Consider the following 26,754-nt stretch of genomic DNA (forward strand, 5'->3'; position numbering starts at 1 on the left):
ACCGGCCCTGCGTCAGCGCTGGGTCGTGTCCGTCGGCTCGTTGACCGGGCGCGAGCTGGTCACGTCGCCGGGAGCGGCCTGGATGGTGCGCTGAGAGGGGGTCTGCTCGTCGGTGCCGGGCGGGCCGGCCGGGGCCGGGGTGCTGCCCTCTTCCTTCATCGCCTTCGCCTCGCTCTTGAGGATCCGGGCGGACTTGCCGAGGGAGCGCGCCATGTCCGGAAGCTTCTTCGCGCCGAACAGCAGGATGATGACGACGAGGATGAGAATGATCTCGGGAGCTCCGAGCCTTCCGAACATAAGTCTTTACCTTCTCACCGAGGCTGCATGGTCGGGGTGCCGTCCGATGGATCGGACATGTGTCCGATCCTCGTGTTGTCAGCGATCGTAACGCTCAGGGGTGAACGTGGGGCAATCCCTGTGCGTACGCCCAGTTCGCGGCCCGCGCCTCATTCTCCGGGCTGCGACCCTGAGCGTACCCGGCCCCGGCAGGAAGTTGACAGGCTGGCGTGACTCATTGCGCATCCATGGAACGACTCATACCGCGTCCACAGAGCGTGCGGCCCCGACAGCGGCCCGTTCCAGGTCCTCGGAGGCTGTGCCGATGCGCCGCGCGGAGTCGGCGACCTGTCGGCCCAGACGCTCCGCTTCCAGGAAGACACGGACGGCGAGCACTCCGAGAACCGTGATTCCCAGGAAACCCGCGGCGATCGCAAACATCGGCCAGAACATGACGACGACCTTAGAGGGTGGAGTGCAGCCGCAGCGTACGGACCCCGCCCCCGGTGAGCAGTTCGACGATGCGTTCCCCCGCGGGCTTGCGGACGGCGGAACCGCACGCGGGGCAGGTGAACGAGTAGAACGTGGTGCGGCTGCTGGCGCCGATGGCCAGGCGCAGGGCGCCCGGCGTGAGCTCGAAGCCGGACCGGCAGTCGGGGCAGGCGGCCTTGAACATCACCTCGACCACCCTTCGCATCCCGACGAAGGCCGTCCCGACCGACATCTCCGGCGTACCCGAGGGCGACCCCGTCCGTCCCGGCACCCCAGGTGCCACCGAGGGCGACCCGGTCCGGCCGGGCGTACCCGAGGGCACCCCGGTGCGTCCCGGCGTCCCCGCCCTCCGCACGGCACCCGGCTTCTCCGAGGTGCCCGGCCCTCCCGGCGCACCAGACATCGACGACGTGCTCAAAGCCCTCGCTCCCGCCCCTCGTACGGCCTGCCTCCGACCCCTTCGAGCCCGTCCGGCGCGTCGTAGGCGGCGAGCGCCTCGCGGGCCGCGCTCCGCGCGCTGTCCGCGAGGTCCTGCGGCGAGACGATCCGGCCGTCACCGCCGAGGCGCAGGGCCAGCCGCCGCAGCGACGTGGGATCGGGGGTCCGCAAGGTAATACGCAGCCCGCCGTCCGGCAGCTCATCCGCGCTGTCGTGCGGGTAGTACTCGGCGACCCAGCGCCCGCCGGGACCGACCTCGACGACCACCTCGGGATCCTCGGCCGCGGGCTGCACCAGCCCCTCGGACAGGTCCCGCAGCTCGATCTCGGGCGGAGCGGACGGCTCGTCCAGGATGCGGATCTCGGCGACCCGGTCGAGCCGGAAGGTGCGGCGCGCCTCCGAGCGGCGGCACCAGGCCTCCACATACGTGTGACCCACGCTGACCAGGCGGATCGGATCGATCTCGCGTTCGCTCAGCTCGTCCCGCGAGGGCGAGTAATAGCGGATCCACAGCCGGCGCCGCTCGGAGATCGCCCGGTCGACGTCGGCGAAGACACCGCCCTCGGACTCGAAGGTCACCGACAGCCGGGAGCTGGCACCCGCCGCCTCGCCCGAGGCGGCCTCCACCTTGGCGGTGGCCCGCAGCAGCGCCTGCCGGTCGCCCTCGCGCAGACCGGGCAGCGTGGACACCGCGCGGGCGGCCACCAGCAGCGCGGTCGCCTCGTCGGCTGCGATCCGCAGCGGCTCGGCGACGTCGTCGGGGTTGTGCCACCAGATCCGGTCACCGTCGGTGTCGATGTCGAGCAGATCCCCGCCGCGGAAGCTGGTCCCGCACAGCGGCAGCACATCGAGGTCGGAGATCAGCTCGTCCTCGGTGATCCCGAAGGCACGGGCGACATCGCCGACGCGCGCGCCGGGGCGCTCACGCAGATACGTCACCAGGGAGAGCATCCGCCGGGTCTGGTCGATCGCGTTCGTGGGCCTGGCCGGTTTTCCTGCCACTTTCTTACGTTTCCCCTCAGCCCTTGGCCACGGCGCGCAGCCGGTCGACCACATCGGCCCGCAGTTCGGTGGGCTCAACGACCACCACGTCCGGCCCGAACTCGACGAGCCAGGCGTCCAGTCCGTGCCCGTACGGAATCTCCAACTCGTCCCAGCCGCCGCCCAGTTCCCGTACCGAGACGGCCTTGGCCCGCAGCGGGTAGCCCGCGCCGGAACGCAGCCGGATCAGCGCCGAGCGGTCGGTGATCTCCCCCGCCCAGCCGGCGACCGTCTCGCGCACGGTGACGACATCGGGCACCTCGGCCGTGTACTTGCCCGCACGCGCACGGACCTTTCCGGTGATCCGGGAGAGCCGGAAGACGCGCTCGGCGGCCCGGTCGCGGTCCCAGCCCGCGAGATACCAGTGGCCGCGCCAGCACTCAAGGGCCCAGGGCTCGACCTGCCGGGTCTCGGGGTGCGCGGCGGTGGCCTTGCGGTAGTCGAAGACGACCGGGCGCCGGTCACGGCAGGCGAGCATCAGAGGTTCGAAGGCGGCCTCGTGGACAGGGATGTGCGGCTCCAGGGCGCCGTGCGACCCGTACGGGTCCACGTCCTCGGGCAGACCGGCGGCGCGCAGCTTCTGCAGCGCGCCGCTCGCGGCACCGGCCAGCCGGGCCTGCTGCCAGACCTTGGCGGCCAGACCGAGGGCGGCGGCCTCCTCGGCGTCGAGGGTGATCGGCGGCAGGCGGTTGCTGTCGCGGCGGGCGAGATAGCCGACCTCGCCGTCGAGGTTCTCCACCGTCTCGATGACCAGGCCCAGTTCGCGCAGATCGTCCTTGTCCCGCTCGAACATCCGGTTGAAACTGTCGTCCGACCCGGCTTCCAGATAGGCCTCGATGGACTCGCGGAGTTCGCGCTTGCTGAGCGGCCGCCGCGTCCCGAGCAGACACAGTGCGAGGTTCATCAGCCGCTCGGCCTTGGCAATGGCCATCGACGCCCTTCCTATGGTGCTTCCGACCGATGACCGTACCGCTCCGGAGGGCCGCGGCAAAAGCCGAGGGCCCATGCCCGGACAGGCATGGGCCCAGATGATCGGATCCGGTCAGACCCTGATCACGCGGCGTACGAAGATCGGACCGGACCCTTGTCCATGATCCGCCCTTCATGATCCGTACCTCCCGACGACCGGACCGGAGTACGGTCCGGTGCCGGTCTCAGACCGCGACCAGGTCGCAGACGAAGATCAGCGTCTCGCCGGGGGCGATGGCGCCGCCCGCGCCGCGGTCGCCGTACGCGAGGTGCGCCGGGATGACCAGCTGACGACGACCGCCGACCTTCATGCCCTGCACGCCCTTGTCCCAGCCACTGATGACCTGGCCGACACCGAGCTTGAACTCCAGCGGGGCGCCGCGGTTCCAGGAGGCGTCGAACTCCTCGCCGGTGGAGAAGGCCACGCCCACGTAGTGGACCTTGACGAAGTCGCCAGCCTTGGCGACGGCGCCGTCGCCCTCCCAGATGTCCTTGATCTCAAGGTCCGCCGGCGGCTGGCCCTCAGGGAAATCGATCTCGGGCTTCTCGATGCTCACGTCTTTGCTCCTGCTTGTGTACGTATGGGCAACGCGGACAGTCTTACATCACCGAGGGCGTCACATCTTCGCCAGGATGTCGACCGAGAAGACGAGCGTGGAGTCCTTCTCGATACCGCTGCCGGCCGGCGGCTTGTCGCCGTAGCCCAGCTTCGGCGGGATCACGATCAGAACGCGGCTGCCCACCTTCTTGCCGGTCAGCCCCTGCGCCCAGCCCTTGACGACCTGCTGGAGCCCGAACGACGTCAGCTGACCCCGCTGGTACGTGGAGTCGAACTCCTTGCCGGTGTCCCAGAGCACACCCTCGTACTGCACCAGGACCGTGCTGTCGGCCTTGACCTCGTCGCCATCGCCCTCGATCACATAGTTCGCAACGAGCGCCGTCGGAGGTTTCGACTTCGGTACCGTGATCTTGGGAGCACTGCCGTCCGTGTTGGTGCCGACCTTCGGCAGCGCCGCGTCGCTCTGCGCGGCGTTCTTGCCCTTGGCCGAGCTCTTCGAGTTGAACGTGTTCTCGATGTCGACGACGAACACCAGCGTGTCCGTGCCCTTGATACCCGCCTGCGCGTTGCCCTGCGGGCCGTAGCCCCAGGTCGGGGGGACCGACATCTCGACCCGGCTGCCGGCCTTCTTGCCCACCAGGGCGTAGCGCCAGCCGTCGATGATGCCGCCCTGCGCCAGCTGGATGACCAGCGGCGTCTTGCGGTCGTAGGAGTTGTCGAAGACCTTCGCCGTGGCCCAGATCTGACCCAGGTAGTTGGCCTGGATGTAGTCGTTCTCCGCGACCGTCTGGCCGCCGCCCGCGATGACCGTCCTGACCGCCAGGTCCTTCGACGGCTCCCCGGTCCCCTTGGCGACGGTCGGCTTCTCACCGAACTTCGTACCGGCGGTGATCGCCGGCAGCGGGCCGTCGACGATCTTCGGCGGGGGCGGCGCGGAGGCCGCGGCCGAGGCCGAGGGCGACGGGCTGCTGGACTTGGCCGTGTCTGACTTGCCGTTGTCACCGCATCCGGCGAGTGTGACCAGTCCAGCGGGTACGGAGAGAAGGAGTGAGCGTCGGCGCACGGTGGGGGCCTCGTATCGGTCGATCTTGGTTGATGGCGTGCGCGCAACTCTACGACGTGAGCGGAGCGCCGTACGGATAACGTACGGCGCCCCGCGTTGCGTTCCGCGTCACCCGCGGAACTCCCGGCTCACATTCCGGCGATGAGCTTCTCCACCCGGTCGTCCACCGAACGGAACGGGTCCTTGCACAACACCGTGCGCTGCGCCTGATCGTTGAGCTTCAGGTGGACCCAGTCGACCGTGAAGTCCCGGCGCTGCTCCTGAGCGCGCCGGATGAAGTCGCCGCGCAACCGCGCCCGAGTCGTCTGCGGCGGCACCGACTTGCCCTCGAAGATCTTCAAGTCGTTGCAGATCCGCGCGGCTTGCCCCTTCCTCTCCAACAGGTAGTAGAGGCCACGACGACGGTGGATGTCGTGGTAGGCGAGGTCTATCTGCGCGACCCGGGGGTGCGACATGGTCATGTTGTGCTTGGCCCGGTACCGCTCGATGAGCTGGTACTTCATGACCCAGTCGATCTCGGTGCCGATCCGGTCGAGGTCCTCGGCCTCGATCGAGTCGAGCACCCGACCCCACAGTTCGAGGACCTGCTCGACGGTTCCCGTACGGATACCGCGGCGCTCGACGAAGTCCACGGCCTTCTCGTAGTACTCGCGCTGCACCTCGAGCGCGGAGGCCTCACGGCCGCTGGCCAGGCGCACCTTGCGCCGGCCCGTGATGTCGTGGCTCACCTCACGGATCGCCCGGATGGGGTTCTCCAGGGTGAGGTCCCGCATGACGGTGCCCGCCTCGATCATGCGCAGCACGAGGTCGGTGGCACCGACCTTGAGGAGCATGGTCGTCTCGGACATGTTCGAGTCACCGACGATGACGTGCAACCGGCGATAGCGCTCGGCGTCCGCGTGCGGCTCGTCACGCGTGTTGATGATGGGCCGGGAGCGGGTCGTCGCGGAACTGACGCCCTCCCAGATGTGCTCGGCCCGCTGGCTGACGCAGTACACGGCACCGCGCGGAGTCTGCAGCACCTTGCCGGCGCCGCACAGCAGCTGCCTCGTGACGAGGAACGGAATGAGGATGTCCGCGAGCCGGGAGAACTCCCCGTGCCGGGCCACCAGATAGTTCTCGTGGCATCCGTAGGAGTTGCCTGCCGAGTCGGTGTTGTTCTTGAAAAGATAGACGTCGCCCGCGATTCCTTCCTCGTGCAGGCGTCGTTCGGCGTCCACCAGGAGTCCTTCGAGAATGCGCTCGCCGGCCTTGTCGTGGGTGACGAGCTCCGTCACGTTGTCACATTCGGGTGTCGCGTATTCCGGATGTGATCCCACGTCGAGATAAAGGCGGGCACCGTTCCGCAGAAAGACATTGCTGCTGCGGCCCCATGACACGACACGGCGGAAGAGGTACCGCGCCACCTCGTCGGGAGACAGGCGGCGCTGTCCCCTGAACGTACACGTGACGCCGTACTCGTTCTCCAGCCCGAAAATGCGGCGGTCCATGACTGAACATTACGCCCGATCCCCTGAGCTGAAACGGGGTTCGACGGCTCGGTTTGGATCATTTTCCGATGAGACCGCAACGACCGCGCCCCTCCCGGTAGCTGCGAGGACCCGGCCCGTGGCCAGCAGAACCACCAGCGCGGCCGCGCCCGCGACCCCCGGAACGGCGAAGCCCCGGGCCGCCCCGCCCCACTCGACGACGGGCCCGGCGAGGCCCGTTCCGACCGACGCGCCCACGGTGAACGTCGTCACGAGCCAGGAGAAGGCCTCGGTGACGGTACCGGCCGGAGCATGCCGGTCCACCAGGACGAAGGCGCAGGCGATGCAGGGCGCGAGGAACACCCCGGCGAGGGTGGCCAGAGCCGTCATGGCGACCGGCCCGGGCACCAGCATCAGCGGGACGTAACAGACCGCCAGAAGGGCCACGAGCACCCGCAGTCGCCGCTCCGGCGCCCCGCCCCACCGACGCGCGCCGTAGACCAGGCCGCCGAGCAGCGCGCCGAGGCCGATACCCGCCATCAGCCAGCCGTACACCGCGTCCCCGCCGTGCCCGTCGGCGTACGACACCGCGGCGACCGTGATCGAGCCGAGCGCCATCCCGATGAACAGGAACGCGCCGAGCAGGGCCACCAGCCCCGGTGAGCGCAGGGCGCCGAGCCAGTGCGCCTCGCGCGGGGCCGACCGCCACGCGCGCGAGGGCGGCGAGACGACCACGGAGAGGGCCCCCAGGACACCGATGACGCTCAGGATCAGCAGCGCGGCCCGGGCGGACCAGAGCGAGACGCACAGCGTCACGAACAACGGCCCGACGGTGAACATCACTTCCTGCGCCACGGCGTCCATCGCGTACGCGGTGTGCACCTGCTCCTCCCTGCGCAGGACGGAGGGCCACAGCGCCCGCAGACCGCCCTCCAGGGGAGGCGTGAAGAGACCGGCCACGGCCATCGCGGCACAGGCGAGGCCCGGCCGGTCCGTCCCGACGAAGGCGAAGACGCCCATCCCGAAGGCCGAGACGACCGCCGCGGGCAGCTGTACCCGCGGTTGCCCGTAGAGGTCCACGAGCCTGCCGAGCAGGGGCTGTCCCACCGCGTTGGCCACCCCGTACACGGCGGCGAGCGCGCCCGCCAGGCTGTACGTGCCGCCCTCGGCCCGCACGAACAGCACGACCGCGATGGCCGCGGTGGCGTTCGGCAGCCGCCCCACGAGCGTGCCGACGAGCAGCCGGGTGGCGTGCCTCGCCCTGAGGATCTCCAGGTATCCCGCGGCCATGGCTTGCCCTTCCGTAGTACGCGACGCTCAGGTGTTACGTATAACGTCTCACTCCATACGTACCATGTGCGCTGTCCGGGAGTCCAGACGAAGGAGCAGGCCGACGGTGGCAAGAGGTAGTACGCGCCCCACGAGCCGGGACGTCGCCGAGGCCGCCGGGGTCTCCCAGGCGGCCGTCTCCCTCGTACTGGGTGACAAGTGGCGCGGCCGCGTCTCCGCCGCGACCGCGGAACGCGTCCGGGACGCCGCCCAGGAGCTCGGCTACCGCCCGAACCTGGCCGCCCGCAACCTCCGCCTCGGCCGCACCCGCACCGTCCTCCTGGTGGTCCCCGCGCTCACCACCGAGTTCTTCGCGGGCGTCTACACCGGCGCGGCCCGCGTGGCCGCCGAACACGGCTTCGGCGTCGTCCTCTACCCCTCCCCCGAAGGCATCGGCCCCGCCCGCGACCCCTTCGGCTCCGCCCAGGCAGCCCTCGACGGCGTGATCGCCTCCTCCATGGCCGCCGACGCCCTCACCGCGATCCGCGGCGACCAGCTCCCCCTGGTCATGCTCGACAGCGACCCGGCCGGCAGCCAGGGCGCGGCGACCGTCAACCTCGACATCGCGGACGCCGTACGCCAGGTCACCGCCCATCTGCTCGAACTGGGCCACCGCCGCTTCCTGCACCTGGCCGCCGACATCCCGTCCTGGACCTTCGAGGTCCGCGCCCGGGAGGTGGCCTCCTGCCTCGTCGAGGTCCCCGGAACCAGCCTGCGCGTCGCCCGGGCACCCATCTCCTTCGAGGACGCCTTGGCTGCGGCCCAGACAGCCCTCTCCGCCCCGGGACCCCGCCCCACGGCCGTGATCTGCGACGACGACAAACTGGCCGCGGGCGCCTACAAGGCCGCCCGCCGCCTCGGCCTGCGCATCCCCGAGGACATCTCCATCACCGGTCTCGACGACCTCGCCCTGGCCCGGGCCCTCGACCCGGAGCTCACCACGGTCCGCCTGGACGCCGAACGCTTCGGAGAACAGGGCATGAAGGCCCTCCTCGCCGTCCTGGACGGCCGCACACCGCCCCAGGAGGACATCCCCGTCGAACTGGTCGTACGGGGCTCCACGGCCCCTCCAGGCCCGTAGACGCCACCACCTTCAGCCCTGGGCCCACCGGCCCCGCACGCGGAAGGGGCCACGCCGGTGTGCACCGGGGCGACCCCTTCCGTATGAGCACCCGACGGACGGGCGCGAGGCCGTACGTGACCTCACTCGTCGTCGGCGTCCTCGGCCTCCGTCGCGGTCTCCGCTCCTCCGGCCTCCAGCAGCCGGCCCAGCTGACGACCGACGATCCGCTTGAACTTCCGCTTCTGCGGCCGCGTCCGGTCCAGCACCGCGACCTCCAGCCGCTCCGCCGGAATCTCCCGCTCGCCACCGTTCGGCTCCCGGGACAACGACTGAACAGCCAGCTTCAAAGCCTCCGCCAGCGACATCCCGTCCCGGTGCTGGGTGTCCAGATAGGTACTGATCTGCTCGGCATTGCCGCCGACGGCGACCGAACCGTGCTCGTCCACGATCGAACCGTCGTGCGGCAGCCGGTAGATCTGGTCGCCGTCGGGCGTGTCGCCGACCTCGGCGACCACCAGCTCCACCTCGTACGGCTTCTCCGCCGCCGACGAGAAGATCGTGCCCAGCGTCTGGGCGTACACGTTCGCCAGACCACGGGCGGTCACGTCGTCACGGTCGTACGTGTAGCCGCGCAGGTCGGCGTAGCGCACACCGCCGATCCGCAGGTTCTCGTACTCGTTGTACTTGCCGGCGGCCGCGAAGCCGATCCGGTCGTAGATCTCGCTGAACTTGTGCAGCGCGCGGGACGGGTTCTCGCCGACGAACACGATGCCGTCGGCGTACTGCAGCACGACCAGGCTGCGACCGCGGGCGATGCCCTTGCGGGCGTACTCCGCCCGGTCGGCCATGGCCTGCTGGGGTGAGACGTAGAACGGAGTCGACACCGGCTATCCGTCCCTTTCTGTCGAAGTCACTGGATCACCTGGGAAAAGAGGCCGGTCTAGAGCAGCGCGGCGCGCGGGCCGTCGGGCTGCTCGAGTCGCCGCTCCAGGATCGCGCGGGCGATCTCGGAGGACTCCTCGTCGGTGAGCCGGCGGAAGCCGCTCTCGGTGATCACGGTGACGATCGGGTAGATCCGGCGCGCGACATCGGGACCACCGGTCGCCGAGTCGTCGTCGGCCGCGTCGTAGAGGGCCTGCACGACCAGCGTCGTGGCCTGGCTCTCCGTCAGATCCTTGGCGTAGAGCTTCTTCATGGCGCCGCGCGCGAAGATCGAGCCGGAGCCCGTGGCCGCGTAGCCGTGCTCCTCGGAGCGGCCGCCGGTGACGTCGTAGGAGAAGATGCGGCCCCGGTCGCGGTCCACGTCGAAGCCCGCGAACAGGGGGACCACGGCGAGGCCCTGCATGGCCATGCCGAGGTTGGAACGGATCATCGTGGACAGGCGGTTCGCCTTGCCCTCCAGGGAGAGCGTGGCGCCCTCCACCTTCTCGAAGTGCTCCAGCTCCAGCTGGAACAGCTTCACCATCTCCACGGCCAGACCCGCCGTACCGGCGATGCCCACCGCCGAGTACTCGTCGGCCGGGAAGACCTTCTCGATGTCGCGCTGGGCGATGACGTTCCCCATCGTGGCCCGCCGGTCACCGGCGAGGACGACTCCGCCGGCGAAGGTGACGGCGACGATGGTCGTGCCGTGCGGGGCCTCGATCACCCCCTGGACGGGCGGCAGTTGCCGCCTGCCGGGGAGCATCTCCGGCTGGTGCTCGGACAGGAAGTCCATGAAGGACGACGACCCGGGCGTCAGGAAGGCAGCCGGTAGACGCCCGGTGCTACGAGTGTTGGCTTCCACGCGTTTCCCTCCAGGTAGGCGGCAGCCCGACGAACAGCGTCGGGATCGTCTCCCAACTTGCCGATGGCCGAATTGCAGTTGAAGCACAGTACGCCACGGACACTACCCGTCTTGTGGCAGTGATCCACATGAACGGCAGGAGCTTTCAGGCAGATCACGCAGAGCCCCTTTTGAGAGGCGACCATCGCGTCGCGCTGGGCTTCGGTGAGGCCGTAGCTGCGCTTCAGATGATCCCCGCGCGCCCTGACGGCCCTGCACGCCTTGCACCGGGTGTTCAGACCGTCCGACGCCGACGCGTTTCGATGCCAATCACTGTGCGGCTTTACGATCCCGCAGGTTCGGCACAGCTTGTGTCCCGCAGGGACGTCCACCGTCTCGCGCACCGTCTTGCCAAGGGCTTCCCTGCGCCGCCGGTAGTGCGCCGCTGAGTATTCAGCCACGCACTCCCGGCAGTGCGCCTGGAGACCGTCAGGCGTCGACTTGTTGTTCGCGAACGCCGCTCTCGGCAAGCCTCGCTTGCACCGAGAGCAGCGCCGCAACTCCAGCTCTTCGTTCACTCAGGGAGCCCCCGATCCCGCCTTCAAGCCGAAGGCAAAATCACTCTCCACCCTTCTGAACGAAGCTACGGACGAAGTCCTCGGCATTTTCCTCGAGTACATCGTCAATTTCGTCAAGAACCGAGTCGACGTCGTCGCTCAGCTTCTCCTGGCGTTCCTTGAGGTCGTCGGTCGCCTGCGCGTCCTGCGACTGTTCCTCGACCTCCTCGGTGGAACGCGTCGCCTTCTGCTGTCCGCCGCCGGTGTCCTTGGTCGCCATAACCCTCACCCCGCTCGGTTCGACGTTCTTGATCAGACCCTACAAGCAGGGTCCGACATCGGCCCCGCAGTTGCCACAACGTACGGGGACCACCTCGATGATTCCCTTACGCCGGGTATTCCACCCTGTCCGGCCGGTGCCGTCCGGGTGGAAGCTCAGTTGCCCGACAGCACCCTGACCAGGTCCTCCGCCGTCCGGCAGCGGTCCAGGAGCTCCTTGACGTGATTACGCGTTCCGCGAAGGGGCTCCAGGGTTGGGACGCGCTGGAGCGAGTCCCGGCCGGGCAGATCGAAGATGACCGAGTCCCAGGAGGCCGCCGCCACGTCGTCCGCGTACTGCTCCAGGCAGCGTCCGCGGAAGTACGCGCGGGTGTCCTCCGGCGGTGTCGTACGGGCCCGCTCGACCTCGTTCTCGTCCAGCAGGCGCTTCATCTTGCCGCGGGCGGCCAGACGGTTGTAGAGGCCCTTCTCGGCGCGTACGTCGGCGTACTGGAGGTCGACCAGGTGCAGCCGGGCGGCGTCCCAGTCGAGGTCGTCACGGCGCCGGTAGCCCTCCATGAGCTCCCGCTTGGCGACCCAGTCGAGCTCCCCGGAGAGGCTCATCGGGTCGTTCTCCAGGCGGTTCAGGGTGTCCTCCCAGCGCAGCAGGACGTCCTTGGTCTGCTCGTCCGCGTCCGCCCCGAACCGCTCCTCCACGTACTTGCGGGACAGCTCGAAGTACTCCATCTGCAGTTGCACCGCGGTGAGGGTGCGTCCGCTGCGGAGCGTGACCAGGCGCTTGAGGGTCGGGTCGTGGGAGACCTGGTGGAGGGTGCGTACGGGCTGGTCGACGGCCAGGTCGACGGCGATGAAGCCGTCCTCGATCATTGAGAGGACGAGCGCCGTCGTGCCGAGCTTGAGATAGGTGGAGATCTCGGAGAGGTTCGCGTCCCCGATGATCACGTGCAGTCGGCGGTACTTCTCCGCGTCGGCGTGCGGCTCGTCGCGGGTGTTGATGATGGGGCGCTTGAGGGTGGTCTCCAGGCCGACCTCGACCTCGAAGTAGTCGGCGCGCTGGCTGAGCTGGAAGCCGTGCTCGTGCCCGTCCTGGCCGATACCGACGCGGCCCGCTCCGGTGACGACCTGGCGTGAGACGAAGAACGGCGTCAGGTGCCGCACGATGTCCGAGAAGGGGGTCTCCCGCTTCATCAGGTAGTTCTCGTGCGTGCCGTACGAGGCGCCCTTGTTGTCGGTGTTGTTCTTGTAGAGGTGGATCGGCTGGGCGCCGGGGAGCTGGGCCGCTCGCTCGGCGGCCTCCGCCATGATGCGCTCGCCGGCCTTGTCCCACAGGACGGCGTCCCGCGGGTTGGTGACTTCGGGGGAGCTGTATTCCGGGTGTGCGTGGTCGACGTACAGCCGTGCACCGTTGGTGAGGATGACATTGGCCAGGCCGATGTCCTCGTCGGTGAGCTGGCTGGAGTCGGCGGTCTCCCTGGCGAGGTCGAAGCCTCGCGCGTCCCGCAGCGGGTTCTCCTCCTCGAAGTCCCAGCGGGCGCGGCGCGCCCGGTGCATCGCCGCCGCGTAGGCGTTGACGATCTGGGACGAGGTGAGCATGGCATTGGCGTTGGGGTGACCGGGGACGGAGATCCCGTACTCCGTCTCGATGCCCATTACTCGCCGTACGGTCATGCGGCCCTCCTTGCCGGCGGCGCCCTCGGTCGGGGGCGCTGCTCAAGTACCGCTGGCGCTCCGGTGCGTGTGCGGTGCCCGTCCCCGCACTGCGCGACTCGGCGGTACGAAAGAGCCTAGAACGCCTTTGCGCTGGTGGGGAGATCATTTGCGTCATTGCTGTGCTCCGGCCTCGACCTGAAAAGCAGTCGGCTGCGGATACCCGTGTTGGGCACCCGCAGCCGCCCTGTCTTTTACAGGTACTGACCGGTGTTGGCCACCGTGTCGATGGAGCGTCCGGTGTCCGCGCCCTGCTTTCCGGTGATGAGCGTACGGATATAGACGATCCGTTCACCCTTCTTTCCGGAGATCCTGGCCCAGTCGTCCGGGTTGGTGGTGTTGGGCAGGTCCTCGTTCTCCTTGAACTCGTCCACGCAGGCCTGGAGGAGGTGGGAGACCCGGAGGCCCTTCTGGCTGTGCTCCAAGAAGTCCTTGATGGCCATCTTCTTGGCGCGGCCGACGATGTTCTCGATCATGGCGCCGGAATTGAAGTCCTTGAAGTAGAGGACTTCCTTGTCACCGTTGGCGTAGGTGACCTCCAGGAAGCGGTTCTCCTCCGATTCGGCGTACATCTGCTCCACGGCTGTCTGGATCATGCCGTGGACGGTGGCCGCCCTGTCGCCGCCGTGCTCTCCCACGTCCTCGGAGTGCAGCGGGAGACGCTCGGTGAGGTACTTCTGGAAGATGTCCTTCGCCGCTTCGGCGTCCGGGCGCTCGATCTTGATCTTCACGTCGAGTCGTCCGGGCCGCAGGATGGCCGGGTCGATCATGTCCTCGCGGTTCGAGGCGCCGATCACGACCACGTTCTGCAGGCCCTCGACGCCGTCGATCTCGGCGAGCAGCTGCGGGACGATGGTGTTCTCCACGTCCGAGCTGACGCCTGATCCACGGGTGCGGAAGAGGGATTCCATCTCGTCGAAGAAGACGATGACGGGTGTGCCCTCGCTGGCCTTCTCCCGGGCACGCTGGAAGACGAGGCGGATCTGCCGCTCGGTCTCGCCGACGTACTTGTTCAGGAGCTCGGGGCCCTTGATGTTGAGGAAGAAGCTCTTGCCGGTGGCCTGTCCGGTCACTTCGGCGACCTTCTTGGCCAGGGAGTTGGCCACGGCCTTGGCGATGAGCGTCTTTCCGCATCCGGGGGGCCCGTACAGCAGGACACCCTTGGGCGGCCGCAGTTCGTGCTCCTTGAAGAGGTCGGGGTAGAGGTACGGGAGCTCGACCGCGTCGCGGATCATCTCGATCTGGCCGCCCAGACCGCCGATCTGCTCGTAGCCGATGTCCGGGACCTCTTCGAGGACGAGTTCCTCGACCTCGCTCTTCGGAACGATCTCGTAGACGTAGCCGGAACGGGGTTCGAGGAGGAGGGCGTCTCCGGGACGGATATTGACGTCCAGGAGCGGTTCGGCGAGCCGGACCACCCGTTCCTCGTCCGTGTGTCCCTGGACGAGGGCGCGCTCGCCGTCCTCCAGGATCTCCTTGAGGGTGACGATGTCGCCGACGCTCTCGTATTCCATGGCCTCGACCACGTTGAGAGCTTCGTTGAGCATCACTTCCTGGCCACGCCTGAGCTCTTCGAGCTCCACGCTGGGGCTGACGTTCACCCGGAGCTTGCGGCCCCCGGTGAAGATGTCCGCCGTGCCGTCCTCGTTCGCCGTGAGGAAGACACCGAAGCCGGCCGGCGGCTGTGCGAGCCGGTCGACTTCTTCCTTGAGGGCCACGATCTGGTCGCGGGCCTCACGGAGCGTGTTGGCGAGCCGCTCGTTCTGTGCGGACACGCCTGCCAGGTTGGTCTGCAACTCGACGATCCGCTCTTCGAGAATCCTCGTGTGTCGCGGAGAGTCGGCGAGCTTGCGTCGCAGGACGGCGATCTCCTGCTCAAGGTAGGCAATCTGCCCGGCGGGGTCATCGGACCCTCGTCCCGGGCGGATGCCGCGGTTCATGTCGTCGTCGTGGGCTGCCACGGTCCTCACCTCCTCCAAGGGGAGCTGGACGCTTCCAGACCCTACCTGGGTGGGTGTCGATTGAAACCCCTAGATCACAAAGACTGTCGGGGTGTGTCCGATCTTCACCCTTGCGCTCTCCCTCACGCCAGGGGAATACCCACCGAACATGCCTGGGAAGCGGGCGGAGGTAGGGTCGAAGTGTTCAACACCCGTCAGAGCTGGCCCGATTCCCCAGTCTTCGGTCCGCTCGACGCAGAAAACGGCAGGAGAAATGACCGTGCAGCAGGAGGCCGGAGTCGACGGCGAGGCGCTTGAGGTCTGGATCGACCAGGATCTCTGTACCGGCGACGGGATCTGCGTCCAGTACGCGCCCGAGGTCTTTGAGCTGGACATTGACGGCCTGGCCTATGTGAAGAGTCCCGAGGACGAGCTCCTGCAGGCGGTGGGCGCCACAACGCCCGTACCGCTGCCGCTTCTGCGCGATGTGACGGACTCGGCGAAGGAGTGCCCGGGGGACTGCATCCACGTCCGTCGCGTTTCGGACAAGGTCGAGGTGTTCGGTCCCGACGCGGAGTGACCTTTCGGGCACCCCGCGTCACGCGATGTCTGCTTCCTCACACCCTCCGCACCGCGGAGGGTGTTTTCTTTTGTTCGGGCCTCGCGCCGGGGGCGCGCTCACTCACTCCGCGCTTCGGGCGTTGTCGAGCGGATGAACGCGCCGTTCTTCCACTGCCACTTGGCGCTGTCCTTCAGGTCCGGGCAGCAACTCGGCACGTCGGCGGAGGAGTAGCCGAGCATGGTGGCGGTGACGGCTCCGGCGCGCACCGCGAAGTCCGTGACGCTCAGCCGGTCCTTGGGATCGACCAGGGTCGCCACGACCCTGGGCCGTTTCGCTCCCTCGGCCTGGGTGAGGACGTAGACGCCGTTGGGCGGGGTTCCGGAGCCGGCGTCGCAGCGGACGACGGCCACGGTCTCGGGGCGGCCGTCGCCGTCCAGGTCCCCGGAGGCCTTCTTCTGGACGAGCACCTTGACGGGCCCGCAGGTGATCGGGAAGTCCACGCCGGTCGGGTCGGGGGCGGCCACCGGGGCCGTCGCCGGTTTCGGGCCGGCGCCGGGCTGGGCCGCCCTCGCCGGATCGGGGTGGATCACGGACGACAGCGCCACGACTCCGGCGATGGCGGTGGCCGTGGCGACCCACTGGATGGGGCTGGTCTGCGTGTGTGCCAGTTCCGGGACAACGGATTGCTGCACTAGGAGTGTCTCCCGCGAGGGCTGTGCCGGTGGGGGTGGGGTGACCCGCATGGTGCCACACGTCACAGCCTGGTGGAACGGCGGGGTCCGGACTTGTGAAGAGTTCCGGCGGAGTTTCCGGCCCGGTCCCGGAGCGACCCCGCGCGGGCCGTCGGGAGGGCCACCCTGAGGCTACCGGGAGGGCCGTCGGGAGACCGACGGCAGGACCGTCGGCAGGACCCGGACAGGAGGGCCACCTGACGGCCGCCGGGTGGCCCTCAGGAAGGTGTCGGAGGGGCGGCTTGGTGGCCGCCAGGAAGGCGTCAGTAGGGCCCCGCCGGGTGGCCGCCAGGAACGCTTTCAGTAGGGCGTCCTGGGGAAGACACTGCGCGGCGCCCCACGCCCCTCGCCTGCCTCCCGCCTCCCGCCTCCCGCCTCCCGCCTCCCGCCTCCCGCCTCCCGCAAAGGCTGCCGGCGGGCTCGGCGGCCTTGTCGGCCGGTCTCCGGTGGACCGCGGCTGCCTTCCGCGCCGTCCGGAGACCGGCCCGGCAGGCATGCAGGTCCGGCTCGCGGCAGCTCCGCCGACGGCCCGACGGCCTGCGGCGCGATGTGCCGAGGCGTGCGTCGGGCCCTTGGGCCGGTCCGCCGACACACTCGTCGGCCGTTCGACGGGCCACCTGTCAGAGCGCGGTCGGCAGAGCCGTCCGCCGACTTCCCGAGGACCCGTCAGCAGCCTTGCGGGGGACCATCGGCGGGCTCGGGAAAGCTGTCGGCCGCGCTCCCGGCCGGGCGGTCCACCGGGTGTGACGGTGCGTCAACGGAAAAGCGCTGTGGCCGAGTTCCCGGAGTTTCCCGGGAACTCGGCCACAGTCGTGGTGCGTTGGGTACGTCAGCGGGCGGAGCCGCCGTCGGCGTTCGGGCCGGAGTAGTCCTCGCCGTACGAGCCCTTGGAGGGGCGGCGGCGGCGCGTGGGCGGCTCGACGCCGTCCGCGAGGCGGCGGGCGGTGAGCAGGAAGCCGGTGTGGCCGATCATCCGGTGGTCCGGGCGGACGGCCAGTCCCTCGATGTGCCAGTTGCGGATCATCGATTCCCAGGCGGTGGGCTCGTTGAAGCAGCCGATCTCGCGGATCGACTCGACGGTCCGCGCGAGCTGGGTGGTGGTCGCCACGTAGCAGCAGAGGATGCCGCCGGGGACGAGCGCCTTGGAGACCGCCTCCAGGCACTCCCAGGGGGCGAGCATGTCGAGGATGACGCGGTCGACGTCGGTGTCGCTCAGGTTGTCCTGGAGGTCGCCGACGGTGAGCTGCCAGGCGGGGTGCGGTCCGCCGAAGTAGCGCTCCACGTTCTGCTGGGCGATCTCGGCGAAGTCCTCGCGGCGCTCGTAGGAGTGCAGCATGCCCTGGTCGCCGATGGCGCGCAGCAGGAAGCTGCTGAGCGAGCCGGAGCCGACTCCCGCTTCCACGACGCGGGCGCCGGGGAAGATGTCGGCGAAGGCCAGGATCTGCCCCGCGTCCTTGGGGTAGACCACGGCGGCGCCGCGGGGCATGGACAGGACGTAGTCGGGGAGCAGGGGGCGCAGCGCGAGATAGGCGACGTTTCCCGTGGTGCGGACAACGCTGCCCTCGGGAGCACCGATCAGCTCGTCGTGGGGGAAGGAACCCTTGTGGGTGTGAAAGTTCTTCCCGGCCTCGAGCGTGAACGTGTAGTGGCGGCCCTTGGGGTCGGTCAGCTGAACCTGGTCCCCGACCTTGAAGGGCCCGCGCCTGCGGGCGGCACCGGTCGGTTCGGACATGTGAACAGCCTACCGGTCCTGGGCGGGGCCGCCGACCACGGTCAGGAGGGCCGGGCCATGGCTTTCACGAAGGCGCGTTCCACGTCGGCGGCGGACAGGACGCCGTAGATCTCGCCGGAGTCCTCCACCACCAGGTACTCGGTGGCGGGGCTGGCGCGCAGGGCGTCGAGGAGGTCCTCGCCGGCGAGTTCGGCGGAGACGCGCATGCCGTCGGTGAGGTCCTGGGCGAGGCCGCTGACCGCGACCCAGGGGCGGCGGTGCTCGGGTACGCCGACGATGGCGGCCTCGCGGACGAGGGAGAGCGGTTGGCCGTCGGCGTCGACGACGACCAGGGCGCGGGCGCCGACGTCGTTGGCGCGGCGCAGTGCCTCGGAGAGCGGGGTGCTGGTCTCGACCGGGACCGCGCGGCGGGTGAGTGACCGGGCGCGCAGTTCCGGCAGGTGTTCGCGCAGGCGGGCCATGCGCAGGCTGTTGCCGGCGCCGGTCCAGATGATCGCGGCGAGGATGGCGGCGAGGAGGGCGTCCGTGATGGTGTCCATGCTGCCGACGTTCTCGGGGGCGGCGCCCAGTGCCTGGGACTGGGTGAGCAGGGGCAGTCCGATCAGTACGGAGACGGCGAGGGCACGGCCGACCCATGCGGCGGCGACGGTGCCGCTCATGGCTCTGCCGGTGATCTTCCAGACGACGGCGCGGAGCATGCGGCCGCCGTCGAGGGGCAGGCCGGGCAGCAGGTTGAAGGCGGCGACGATGAGGTTGGAGATCATCAGGCCGGCCAGCAGGACGCCGGGGACGGTGCCGGGCTCGACGGGCAGCATGGCGAGGTAGAAGAGGCCGGACAGGATGAGGGAGAGCAGCGGGCCGACGAAGGCGAGCACGAACTCGCGGCCCGGGGTCTCGGCTTCCTTCTCGATCTCGGAGACGCCGCCGAAGAACTGGAGCTGGATCCGGCGCACCGGCAGTTTGAAGCGCAGGGCGGCGACGGTGTGGGCGAGTTCGTGGACGAGTACGGAGGCGTAGAAGGCGACCGCGAAGAAGAGGGACACCAGGTAGCGGGCGGCGCCGAGTTCGGGCAGGACGCGGTCGAGCTGGCCGCCGAACACCCAGGTGATCAGGGCGGCGACGAGGAACCAGCTGGGCGCGACGTACACGGGCACGCCGAACGGCCGGCCCATCAGGAGCCCGCCGCCGGGTTCCTTTCCGCGGCGCGGTGGCCGTGCTTTGCCGGTTCCTGTGTGGGCGCGGGTCCGGTGGGCGTCGGCGGGTTCGTCGTGGTCCGTGGGGGTGGGCTCGTCGTCGTGGGCCTCGCTCGGACCTTCGGACGGTTCGTTGGCCTCGCTCGGATCTTCGGACGGTTCGTGGGCCTCGCCAGGGGCTCCGGACTGCTCGGTCTCCTCGGTTCCGTCCTCACGGTCGGTGCGCTCGGTGGAGGCGGGGGCCTTCACGAGCGGGTCGAGGGAGGTTCCGGGGTGTGCCGCGGGCTCCGGAGCGGGCGTGGGGTGCGCCTTTGATCGGGTCCGGTCCTCAGGCGTGGTGTCGTCGTGGGGTCCGGGCTGTGTGTGGGAGGCGGCCCCGGCGTCCGTGGGGGAATCGGCCTGGGGACGGGCCGGGGTGTCCGCGTGGGCCCGGGTGCCGGTGTCCGCGTCGGGGTCCGTCCCGGTGCGGGAGTCGTGGCCGGGGGCCGTGGGCGCCGGCCCGGTGGTGGTCTCGGGCCCGGCCGGGCCGGGGCGTGCGTCGGAGGCCGGACCGGCGGAGGCCTGGGGCCTCTCGTGGTGCTCGGCCGCCTCGCCGGTACCGGACCGCGGCTGCCCGCTCCCGCCGCTCTCGTCCACGATGTCCCCTCGTTCGATAGCGTCCCCCGCCCCCGGTTCATGCGGAGCGGGAGGGTCTGGGGTCGATGGTATGCGGCCGTCGCGGCGCGTTCCGCCCCGGCACCCCCTCTGTTTTCCGAGCCGTGGCCGCCGCCGGGACCGGTTCGCTGTCGGTGGCGGGCCGTAAGGTCTGTTGTCATGGAAACCAGCACCGAGGGCGCCGTACCCGAAGAAGGGGCCGCGGCCACCGAAACCGGCGTGCCCGTCGCCGACGGACCGGCCCCCGCCCTCGCGCGCGCGCCCGCCTCGCTGTCGCCCTCGCGTGCCAGTGACTTCATGCAGTGTCCGTTGCTGTACCGGTTCCGCGTGATCGACAAGTTGCCCGAGAAGCCGAGTGAGGCGGCGACCAGGGGGACGCTGGTGCACGCGGTCCTGGAGCGGCTCTTCGACGCCCCGGCCCCGGACCGGACCGCGCCGCGCGCCAAGTCGCTGGTCCCGGCCCAGTGGGACCGGCTGCGGGAGGCGAAGCCGGAGGTCTTGGAGCTGTTCGCCGACGACCCGGAGGGCGAGCGGCTCGCGCGCTGGCTCGCCGAGGCGGAGCGGCTGGTGGAGCGCTGGTTCACGCTGGAGGATCCGACGCGGCTTGAGCCGGCCGAGCGGGAGTTGTTCGTCGAGGCGCGGCTGGATTCCGGGCTCACCCTGCGCGGAATCATCGACCGGGTGGACGTGGCCCCGTCGGGCGAGGTCCGGATCGTCGACTACAAGACGGGAAAGGCGCCCCGGCCGGAGTACGCGGAGGGCGCCCTGTTCCAGATGAAGTTCTACGCCCTGGTGGTGTGGCGGCTGAAGCGGGTGGTCCCGCGCCGTCTTCAGCTCGTCTATCTGGGCAGCGGTGACGTGCTGACGTACGACCCGGAGATCGCGGACCTGGAGCGGGTGGAGCGCAAGCTGCTCGCCCTGTGGGAGGCGATCCGGGAGGCGACGGAGACGGGCGAGTGGCGGCCGCGCCCCACCAAGCTGTGCGGCTGGTGCGACCACCAGGCCGTGTGTCCGGAATTCGGTGGTACTCCCCCGGCGTATCCGCTCCCGGTGAGGGCGCCCGGGTCGGGCGTGCAGGAGCAGGGCAGAATGGGGCCGGACTAGCGAAGGAGACTTACGTGGCCATCCGCGTCCTACTGGTCGACGACCAGCCGCTGCTGCGTACCGGCTTCCGGATGATTCTGGAAGCGGAGCAGGATCTGGCGGTCGTCGGCGAGGCCGGTGACGGTCTCCAGGCACTCGATCAGGTGCGTGCGCTGCAGCCCGATGTGGTTCTGATGGACATCCGTATGCCGCGGATGGACGGTGTAGAGGCGACCCGGCAGATCACCGGCCCCGGTCGGGACGGTCCGGCGAAGGTCCTCGTCCTGACGACGTTCGACCTCGATGAGTATGTGGTGGAGGCGCTTCGCGCGGGCGCCAGCGGTTTCCTCCTCAAGGACGCGCCGGCCAATGAGCTGGTGCAGGCGATCCGGGTGGTCGCGGCGGGCGAGGCGATGCTGGCGCCGAGCATCACGCGCAGGCTGCTCGACAAGTACGCGGGCCATCTGCCGTCCGGCGACGAGCCGGTTCCGGACACGTTGCACACGCTGACCGACCGTGAGGTCGAGGTGCTGAAGCTGGTGGCGCGCGGGCTGTCGAACGCCGAGATCGCGGCCGATCTGTTCGTGAGCGAGACCACGGTCAAGACGCATGTGGGGCATGTCCTGACGAAGCTGGGGCTGCGCGACCGGGTGCAGGCCGCGGTGTACGCGTACGAGAGCGGGTTGGTGCGTCCCGGGGCGCAGTAGCGTCGCATCGCCGGGCCGGTCCCGGTTCGCTCCGGGCAGCGCGAAGGGCGCCCGTTCCGATGAGGAACGGGCGCCCTTCGCGTATGAGGGTCACGAGTGGCGCTCGGTCAGCCCTTGTAGATCTCCCAGAAGCGGAACACGGTGGAGGCGTCGAGGCAGTTCTCGAGGCCGTAGACGTTGTCGCGCGCGACGGCGTACTGCTTGGCCTGCCAGATCGGGAGGACGGGCACGTCGGCTGCGACCAGGTCCTGGAGCTTGCCGTAGTCGCCCTCGGTCGCGGCGCGGTCGCTCTGGGCGGCCGTCTTCGGGATGAGGGTGCCGGTGATCGTGCGGTTGGTGTAGTTGTTGCTCAGCACGTTGCCCTTGCCGAAGAACGGGGCCGTGAAGTTGTCCGGGTCCGGGTAGTCGGGCACCCAGCCCTTCACGTACACGCCGTACTTGCCGGCGGTGACGTCCTGCTCGTACTGGCCGTAGGCGACGGACTTCACGTTCGCGTCGAAGAGTCCGCTGGCGTTGAGCTGCTTGGCGATCGCCTTGAACTCCTGGTCCGTGGCGGGACCGTAGCGCGAGGGGGTCGACCAGAGGGTGAGCCGCACCTTGCCGGTGATGCCCTCGGCGTGCAGCGCGGCCGCGGCCTTGGCCTGCGAGGGGTGGGCGCCGTAGGTGTCGAAGAAGGACGTGCTGTGTCCGGTGACGCCGGACGGGACGATCGAGTACAGCGGGGCCGCGGTGTCCTGGTAGACGTCGGCGACGAGGGCGTCGCGATCCAGGAGGTAGGCGATGGCCTTGCGGACGCCGGGCCTGCCGGCCACCGGGTCGTCCATGTTGAAGACCAGGTGCTGGACTTCGGCGCTGGTTCCCTCGACGACGTTGATGCCGCTGTTGGTCGCGGAGTCCTTCTGGATGCCCGCGATGTCGTTGGCGGCGAGGCCTCGGTAGGCGACGTCGACCTGCTTGTTCATCAGGGAGTTCTTCAGGGCCGCCTGGTCGCCGTGGAAGAACTGCAGCGTGACGCCGGTGTTCTTGGCCTTGACGGTGCCCTTGTAGCCCGGGTTGACCGAGAAGACGGCCTTGTCGTGGCTGAACGAGTCGAGCTTGTACGGGCCGGAACCGACGGCCTCGTTGTCCTTGCGGAGCGCGTTCGTCGCGTACTGCTGGTGGTCCACGATCGAGCCGGCGCCGGAGGCGATCTTGCTCGGGAAGGTGGCGTCTGCGTACTTGAGGTGGAAGACGACGGTCTGGTCGTCCGGCGTGACGACCCGGTCGAGCATGGGGAACATGATCGCCGGACCGGCGCCGTCGTTGATCTTCAGCATGCGGTCGAAGGAGAACTTCACGTCCGCCGAGGTGAGCGCGTCACCGTTGCTGAACTTCAGACCGTCCTGCAGCGTGCACTTGTACACCTTGGTGCCGGTGTCGGTGAAGGCGCACTCCTTGGCCGCTTCCGGCTCGGGCTCGGTTCCGCCCTTGGGGAAGCTCAACAGCGACTGGAAGACGTTGTTGAACAGCAGCCACGATCCTGGGTCGTAGCCGGAAGCCGGGTCGGTGGCCAGGACGTCGTCGGACATCCCGATCACCACGGAGGAGCTACTGCTCCCGGTACTGCCCGTTTCCGAGCCGCAGCCGGTCAGCAGGCCGGAGGCCAGCCCCGCCACGATCGGCAGGACTGGCCACTGGTTACGCATGTTCACTTGCACGTGCCTTGTCGTTGGATCTACTGAGCCCGGGACCGTAGGGCCCCGGGCCGGATCCGGGGCCTGACGGCCCCGGATCGGATGGTTCCGTTACTCGCTGACGCCGCGGCCGAGCTCCCACAGCTGAAGGGTGGAGGAGGAGTTGAGCGCCCACTCCGAGCCCGTGATGTCGTCGCGGGCCGCGATGTACTGCTTGCCCTGCCACAGCGGGATCAGCGGCACGTCCCTCGCGACGATGTCCTGGATGGTCGTGAGGCTCTTCGACGCGCTGGCCCGGTCGGCCTCACGGCGGGAGGCGGGGATCAGGCTGTTGATGATGTCGGCGTTCGAGTAGGGCGACTTGAGGAAGTTGTCCTTGTCGAGGAACGGCGCCAGGAAGTTGTCGGCGTCGGGGAAGTCGGGGAACCAGCCCATGCCCCAGACGTCGTACTTGCCTTTTCGCTCGGCTGGGACGAACTTGTCCCAGACCGCGCCCTGAGTGGTGACGTCGAAGAGGCCGCTCGAGTTGAGCTGCTTCTTCAGGATGTCGAACTCCTGCGCGGTGGCCGCACCGTAGTGGTCGGTCGTGTAGTGCAGGGTGACCTTGACCGGCGTGGTGATGCCGGCCTTGGTGAGCGTCGTCTGGGCCCTGCTGACGCTGCGGTCACCGTACTTGTTGAAGAACGCGTTGGAGTGACCCGTGATGGTCGCCGGGACCATCGAGTAGAGCGGCTGGGCCTGCGAACCGTACACCTTGGCGACGAGCTCACCGCGGTCGATGAGCTGCGCCATGGCCTGGCGGACGGCCGTCGACTTCACCGACGCGGAGTCGGTGTTGAAGGCCAGGTAGCGGATTTCCAGGCCGGGCATCTCGTTCAGGTTGATGTTGCCGCCCGAAGCGTTGTCCAGCTTGGTGATCTGCGCCGGCGTCATCGAGCGCGTCATCAGGTCGATGTCGCCCTTTTCGAGGGCGGTACCCATGGTCGCGGCGCTCTCGTAGGAGCGCATCTCGACCTTGGAGTTCTTGATCTTCAACTGCCCCTTGTAGTGGGAGTTCTTCGTGAAGACGGCCTTGACGACGGCGTCGTCCTTGACCTCGGTCTCCACGGTGTACGGCCCGGAGCCGTCTACGGAGAAGCCGTCGCGCAGCTTGTCCTTCTCGTAGTCCTTCGGGTTCACGATGCCGGCGACCGGGGTCGACAGCTTGAACGGGAAGGTCGCGTCGGCGCTGTTGAGGTGGAAGATCACCTCGCGGTCGCCCCGCGTCTCGACGGTGTCGATGGTGGACAGCAGGGCGAACACACCACTGTCGGCCTTGATGGCCCTCGCACGGTCGATCGAGAACTTGACGTCCTTCGCGGTGACCGGGTCACCGTTGGAGAACTGCAGGCCCTCGCGCAGCGTGCACGAGTAACGCTCGTTGCCGCTGTCGCTGAACCCGCACTTCTCGGCAGCCTCGGGCTGCGGCTGACCGTCACCACGCGGCTGGACCATCAGCGTCTGCACGGTCTGACGCAGCACGTTCCAGGTGCCGACGTCGTACGCGTACGCCGGGTCGAACGGAGCCGGGGCTTCCTTCGACGCGGTGAACCGGTCCGTGGTGCCGACAACGATGGCATCGCCGCTGTTGCTCCCGCCTGCGGACCCACCACACGCGGCGAGCACCGGAGCGAGCAGGCCAACCACGGCCGGCAGCACCAAAGTCTTGCGGTTCATGCTCGTGTTTCTCCAGAGCTGTAGTTTCCGCGAACCGGCATGCAGGGGTGGCGCGGCGGGTCACGGGGTTACGGCGATGTTCTCGCGACGACATTAGTCCGCACCACCAGATCGGCCACCAGGTGCCGGAGCCTTCTTCCGCTCACGCTGCGAAACCGGGCGTGGACGCACCGATAACCCGACACGGGAAGGATTAGTGCAGCGTTTCACGAATCGGGACACAACGGCACGTCGAGCCCCCACGAACAGGGGGCCGGTACACAAGTCGGCCCCGCTGTCGACCCTCCGTCACGTGGCGAACGTCACACCGTCAAATTGATTGAGGAGTGCCGGAATTCAGCCATAGGCCCCGGTATCAATTCCTGCCGCGCCGTCGCTCGCGCTTACCACAGAAAGCCGACGGAACTTCCCCCGGCATTCAGCACCACACACCGAGTGATCCGACGGGGCACATTCGATGAACTTTCAGCGCATTTCCGTCATCAGACGGTGCAGAAAGGGCAGATCGACCTCTTCCAGGGAACTCACCACCGTGCGGCGGGCGGCCGGGGCGATGGGTGCGACCGAGGGGACGGCGACCACCTGGCAGCCGGCGGCCTCGGCGGAGGCGACCCCGGTCGAGGTGTCCTCGATGACGGCACAGCGAGCCGGATGGGCGCCGAGCCGCGCGGCCGCGAGCAGATACGGGTCGGGAAACGGCTTCGTCCGCTCCACCTCGTCGCCCGCGACGGTCAGCGCGAAGAAGTGGGAGCCGATCACGCCCAGGACGCGGTCGATGATCCGCCGGTGCGAGGCGGAGACCAGCGCGGTGGGGATCTCGTGCGCCGCCAGTTCGGCGAGGAGTCTGAGCGCGCCCGGCATCAGCGGCAGGGAGTGGCCGATGCGCTCCTCGAACCCGTCGTTGAGCAGCACGGACAGCTCGGGGAGGGTGATGTCGGCACCGGTGGCCTCGATGAGGAAGCCCGCGCTGCGGGTCATCGGACCGCCGACCACCACATGGCGCCAGGAGTCCTCCAGCGCGTGCCCGAGGGCCTTGAAGACCTCGACCTCCACGTCCCACCAGAATCCCTCGGTGTCCACCAGGGTTCCGTCCATGTCGAGGAGCACGGCCTGCAGGGCGGAGCCTTCGGCCGTACGAGTTCCGAGCGCGGGGACCGTACTGGTCATCCTGGCGCACCTCCTTGAGGGACGATCAGGCCGGTCGTCCCCCTTTGCGCCAGGGGACGACCGGCCTGCGATGGACCGACCAGTGTACGACTTATCCGATCAGTGTGCGTGGCAGCGCGGCTCGCACCGCGTCGGAGCCCTCACCGTGCGTTGAAGTACTTGGCCTCGGGGTGGTGGATGACGATGGCGTCGGTGGACTGTTCGGGGTGGAGCTGGAACTCCTCGGAGAGGTGGACTCCGATGCGCTCGGGCTCCAGGAGCTGCGCGATCTTGGCGCGGTCCTCCAGGTTGGGGCAGGCGCCGTAGCCGAGGGAGAAGCGGGCGCCGCGGTACTTCAGGGCGAACATGTCCTCGACGTCGGAGGGGTCCTCCCCCGCGAAGCCGAGCTCTGAGCGCACCCGGGCGTGCCAGTACTCGGCGAGTGCTTCGGCGAGCTGGACGGACAGGCCGTGCAGTTCGAGGTAGTCGCGGTAGGCGTTGGCGGCGAAGAGCTTGGCGGTCTCCTCGCCGATCCGGGAGCCGACGGTGACGACCTGGAGGCCGACCACGTCGGTCTCCCCCGACTCCTCGGGGCGGAAGTAGTCGGCCA

At 69.0% G+C, this 26,754-nt stretch carries 26 protein-coding genes; 4 read left to right on the forward strand and 22 right to left on the reverse strand.

The annotated features are described in order from the left end of the window. Window positions 1-12 precede the first annotated feature (12 nt). The 9 genes from tatA to ACFYW8_RS18905 all read right to left on the reverse strand — a co-directional run bounded on the left by tatA (window position 13) and on the right by ACFYW8_RS18905 (window position 7,597). A complete protein-coding gene (gene tatA, locus ACFYW8_RS18865; RefSeq protein WP_389076094.1) occupies window positions 13-297 on the reverse strand; it encodes a Sec-independent protein translocase subunit TatA in 285 nt (94 codons plus the stop codon). Window positions 298-534: 237 nt separating this feature from the next. After that, window positions 535-729 carry a hypothetical protein gene (locus ACFYW8_RS18870; RefSeq protein ID WP_389076099.1) on the reverse strand — a complete coding sequence of 65 codons (195 nt, stop codon included), beginning with the start codon at window positions 727-729 and terminating at the stop codon, window positions 535-537. Between the two features lie 10 nt (window positions 730-739). Continuing rightward, window positions 740-1,000 (reverse strand): hypothetical protein, encoded by a 261-nt coding sequence (locus ACFYW8_RS18875; RefSeq protein ID WP_389076104.1) that lies wholly within the window; start codon window positions 998-1,000, stop codon window positions 740-742. A gap of 182 nt (window positions 1,001-1,182) precedes the next feature. Then, window positions 1,183-2,208, reverse strand: a complete 1,026-nt coding sequence (locus tag ACFYW8_RS18880) for a helix-turn-helix transcriptional regulator (protein ID WP_389076108.1) — start codon at window positions 2,206-2,208, stop codon at window positions 1,183-1,185. 16 nt (window positions 2,209-2,224) lie between these two features. Then, on the reverse strand, window positions 2,225-3,178 hold the full coding sequence (locus ACFYW8_RS18885) for a WYL domain-containing protein (protein WP_365875164.1): 954 nt from the start codon (window positions 3,176-3,178) through the stop codon (window positions 2,225-2,227). A gap of 223 nt (window positions 3,179-3,401) precedes the next feature. Beyond that, window positions 3,402-3,773, reverse strand: a complete 372-nt coding sequence (locus tag ACFYW8_RS18890; RefSeq protein WP_365875162.1) for an FKBP-type peptidyl-prolyl cis-trans isomerase — start codon at window positions 3,771-3,773, stop codon at window positions 3,402-3,404. 60 nt (window positions 3,774-3,833) lie between these two features. Then, a complete protein-coding gene (locus tag ACFYW8_RS18895; RefSeq protein WP_365875160.1) occupies window positions 3,834-4,838 on the reverse strand; it encodes an FKBP-type peptidyl-prolyl cis-trans isomerase in 1,005 nt (334 codons plus the stop codon). A 128-nt stretch (window positions 4,839-4,966) separates the two neighbouring features. After that, on the reverse strand, window positions 4,967-6,328 hold the full coding sequence (gene pafA, locus ACFYW8_RS18900) for a Pup--protein ligase (protein WP_171143128.1): 1,362 nt from the start codon (window positions 6,326-6,328) through the stop codon (window positions 4,967-4,969). A 9-nt stretch (window positions 6,329-6,337) separates the two neighbouring features. Beyond that, window positions 6,338-7,597 (reverse strand): MFS transporter, encoded by a 1,260-nt coding sequence (locus ACFYW8_RS18905; protein ID WP_389076124.1) that lies wholly within the window; start codon window positions 7,595-7,597, stop codon window positions 6,338-6,340. A gap of 106 nt (window positions 7,598-7,703) precedes the next feature. On the opposite strand from ACFYW8_RS18905, the gene ACFYW8_RS18910 reads away from it, so the two are divergent. Next, the gene (locus ACFYW8_RS18910; RefSeq protein WP_365875156.1) at window positions 7,704-8,717 is read left to right on the forward strand and encodes a LacI family DNA-binding transcriptional regulator; all 1,014 of its coding nucleotides are present in this window, start codon (window positions 7,704-7,706) and stop codon (window positions 8,715-8,717) included. A 122-nt stretch (window positions 8,718-8,839) separates the two neighbouring features. On the opposite strand, the gene prcA is transcribed toward ACFYW8_RS18910, so the two are convergent. From prcA to arc, 6 genes are all read right to left on the reverse strand, one after another. Next, window positions 8,840-9,583: a proteasome subunit alpha gene (prcA, locus tag ACFYW8_RS18915; protein ID WP_389076131.1), complete on the reverse strand. Its 744-nt coding sequence runs from the start codon at window positions 9,581-9,583 to the stop codon at window positions 8,840-8,842. Window positions 9,584-9,639: 56 nt separating this feature from the next. After that, window positions 9,640-10,485: a proteasome subunit beta gene (gene prcB / locus ACFYW8_RS18920; RefSeq protein ID WP_389076136.1), complete on the reverse strand. Its 846-nt coding sequence runs from the start codon at window positions 10,483-10,485 to the stop codon at window positions 9,640-9,642. Continuing rightward, on the reverse strand, window positions 10,437-11,042 hold the full coding sequence (locus ACFYW8_RS18925) for an endonuclease VII domain-containing protein (protein WP_389076140.1): 606 nt from the start codon (window positions 11,040-11,042) through the stop codon (window positions 10,437-10,439). The genes prcB and ACFYW8_RS18925 overlap by 49 nt, the downstream gene beginning before the upstream one ends. Window positions 11,043-11,082: 40 nt before the next feature. Further along, on the reverse strand, window positions 11,083-11,301 hold the full coding sequence (locus tag ACFYW8_RS18930) for a ubiquitin-like protein Pup (protein ID WP_261702927.1): 219 nt from the start codon (window positions 11,299-11,301) through the stop codon (window positions 11,083-11,085). Window positions 11,302-11,456: 155 nt separating this feature from the next. After that, window positions 11,457-12,968, reverse strand: coding sequence for a depupylase/deamidase Dop (gene dop / locus ACFYW8_RS18935; RefSeq protein WP_356053032.1), 1,512 nt, complete (start codon window positions 12,966-12,968; stop codon window positions 11,457-11,459). A gap of 233 nt (window positions 12,969-13,201) precedes the next feature. Beyond that, the gene (arc, locus tag ACFYW8_RS18940) at window positions 13,202-14,968 is read right to left on the reverse strand and encodes a proteasome ATPase (protein WP_266756835.1); all 1,767 of its coding nucleotides are present in this window, start codon (window positions 14,966-14,968) and stop codon (window positions 13,202-13,204) included. A 253-nt stretch (window positions 14,969-15,221) separates the two neighbouring features. Between arc and ACFYW8_RS18945 the strand changes: the two genes are divergently transcribed. Further along, entirely contained in the window at window positions 15,222-15,527 is a 306-nt protein-coding gene (locus tag ACFYW8_RS18945) for a ferredoxin (protein ID WP_328556493.1), read from the forward strand. Window positions 15,528-15,625: 98 nt separating this feature from the next. Here ACFYW8_RS18945 and ACFYW8_RS18950 read toward each other — a convergent pair whose 3' ends face one another. From ACFYW8_RS18950 to ACFYW8_RS18960, 3 genes are all read right to left on the reverse strand, one after another. After that, a complete protein-coding gene (locus ACFYW8_RS18950; protein ID WP_389076154.1) occupies window positions 15,626-16,201 on the reverse strand; it encodes a hypothetical protein in 576 nt (191 codons plus the stop codon). Window positions 16,202-17,069: 868 nt separating this feature from the next. Continuing rightward, window positions 17,070-17,972: a tRNA (adenine-N1)-methyltransferase gene (locus tag ACFYW8_RS18955; RefSeq protein ID WP_389076158.1), complete on the reverse strand. Its 903-nt coding sequence runs from the start codon at window positions 17,970-17,972 to the stop codon at window positions 17,070-17,072. A gap of 41 nt (window positions 17,973-18,013) precedes the next feature. Next, on the reverse strand, window positions 18,014-19,801 hold the full coding sequence (locus ACFYW8_RS18960; RefSeq protein ID WP_389076162.1) for a site-2 protease family protein: 1,788 nt from the start codon (window positions 19,799-19,801) through the stop codon (window positions 18,014-18,016). A 177-nt stretch (window positions 19,802-19,978) separates the two neighbouring features. On the opposite strand from ACFYW8_RS18960, the gene ACFYW8_RS18965 reads away from it, so the two are divergent. Both ACFYW8_RS18965 and ACFYW8_RS18970 read left to right on the forward strand, forming a co-directional pair. Then, a complete protein-coding gene (locus tag ACFYW8_RS18965) occupies window positions 19,979-20,923 on the forward strand; it encodes a RecB family exonuclease (RefSeq protein WP_389076167.1) in 945 nt (314 codons plus the stop codon). A gap of 14 nt (window positions 20,924-20,937) precedes the next feature. Beyond that, the gene (locus tag ACFYW8_RS18970; RefSeq protein WP_261702934.1) at window positions 20,938-21,609 is read left to right on the forward strand and encodes a response regulator transcription factor; all 672 of its coding nucleotides are present in this window, start codon (window positions 20,938-20,940) and stop codon (window positions 21,607-21,609) included. 107 nt (window positions 21,610-21,716) lie between these two features. Here ACFYW8_RS18970 and ACFYW8_RS18975 read toward each other — a convergent pair whose 3' ends face one another. From ACFYW8_RS18975 to ACFYW8_RS18990, 4 genes are all read right to left on the reverse strand, one after another. Continuing rightward, complete coding sequence (locus tag ACFYW8_RS18975) at window positions 21,717-23,300, reverse strand: ABC transporter substrate-binding protein (RefSeq protein ID WP_365875142.1); 1,584 nt, start codon at window positions 23,298-23,300, stop codon at window positions 21,717-21,719. A gap of 93 nt (window positions 23,301-23,393) precedes the next feature. Beyond that, entirely contained in the window at window positions 23,394-24,998 is a 1,605-nt protein-coding gene (locus tag ACFYW8_RS18980; RefSeq protein ID WP_389076175.1) for an ABC transporter substrate-binding protein, read from the reverse strand. Window positions 24,999-25,463: 465 nt separating this feature from the next. Next, window positions 25,464-26,165: an HAD family phosphatase gene (locus ACFYW8_RS18985; RefSeq protein WP_365875138.1), complete on the reverse strand. Its 702-nt coding sequence runs from the start codon at window positions 26,163-26,165 to the stop codon at window positions 25,464-25,466. A 140-nt stretch (window positions 26,166-26,305) separates the two neighbouring features. After that, the coding region (locus ACFYW8_RS18990) for a vitamin B12 dependent-methionine synthase activation domain-containing protein (protein ID WP_389076181.1) at window positions 26,306-26,754 on the reverse strand (449 nt) is incomplete at its 5' end.

It is taken from the genome of Streptomyces sp. NPDC002742, from assembly GCF_042888885.1.
Classification (GTDB): domain Bacteria; phylum Actinomycetota; class Actinomycetes; order Streptomycetales; family Streptomycetaceae; genus Streptomyces.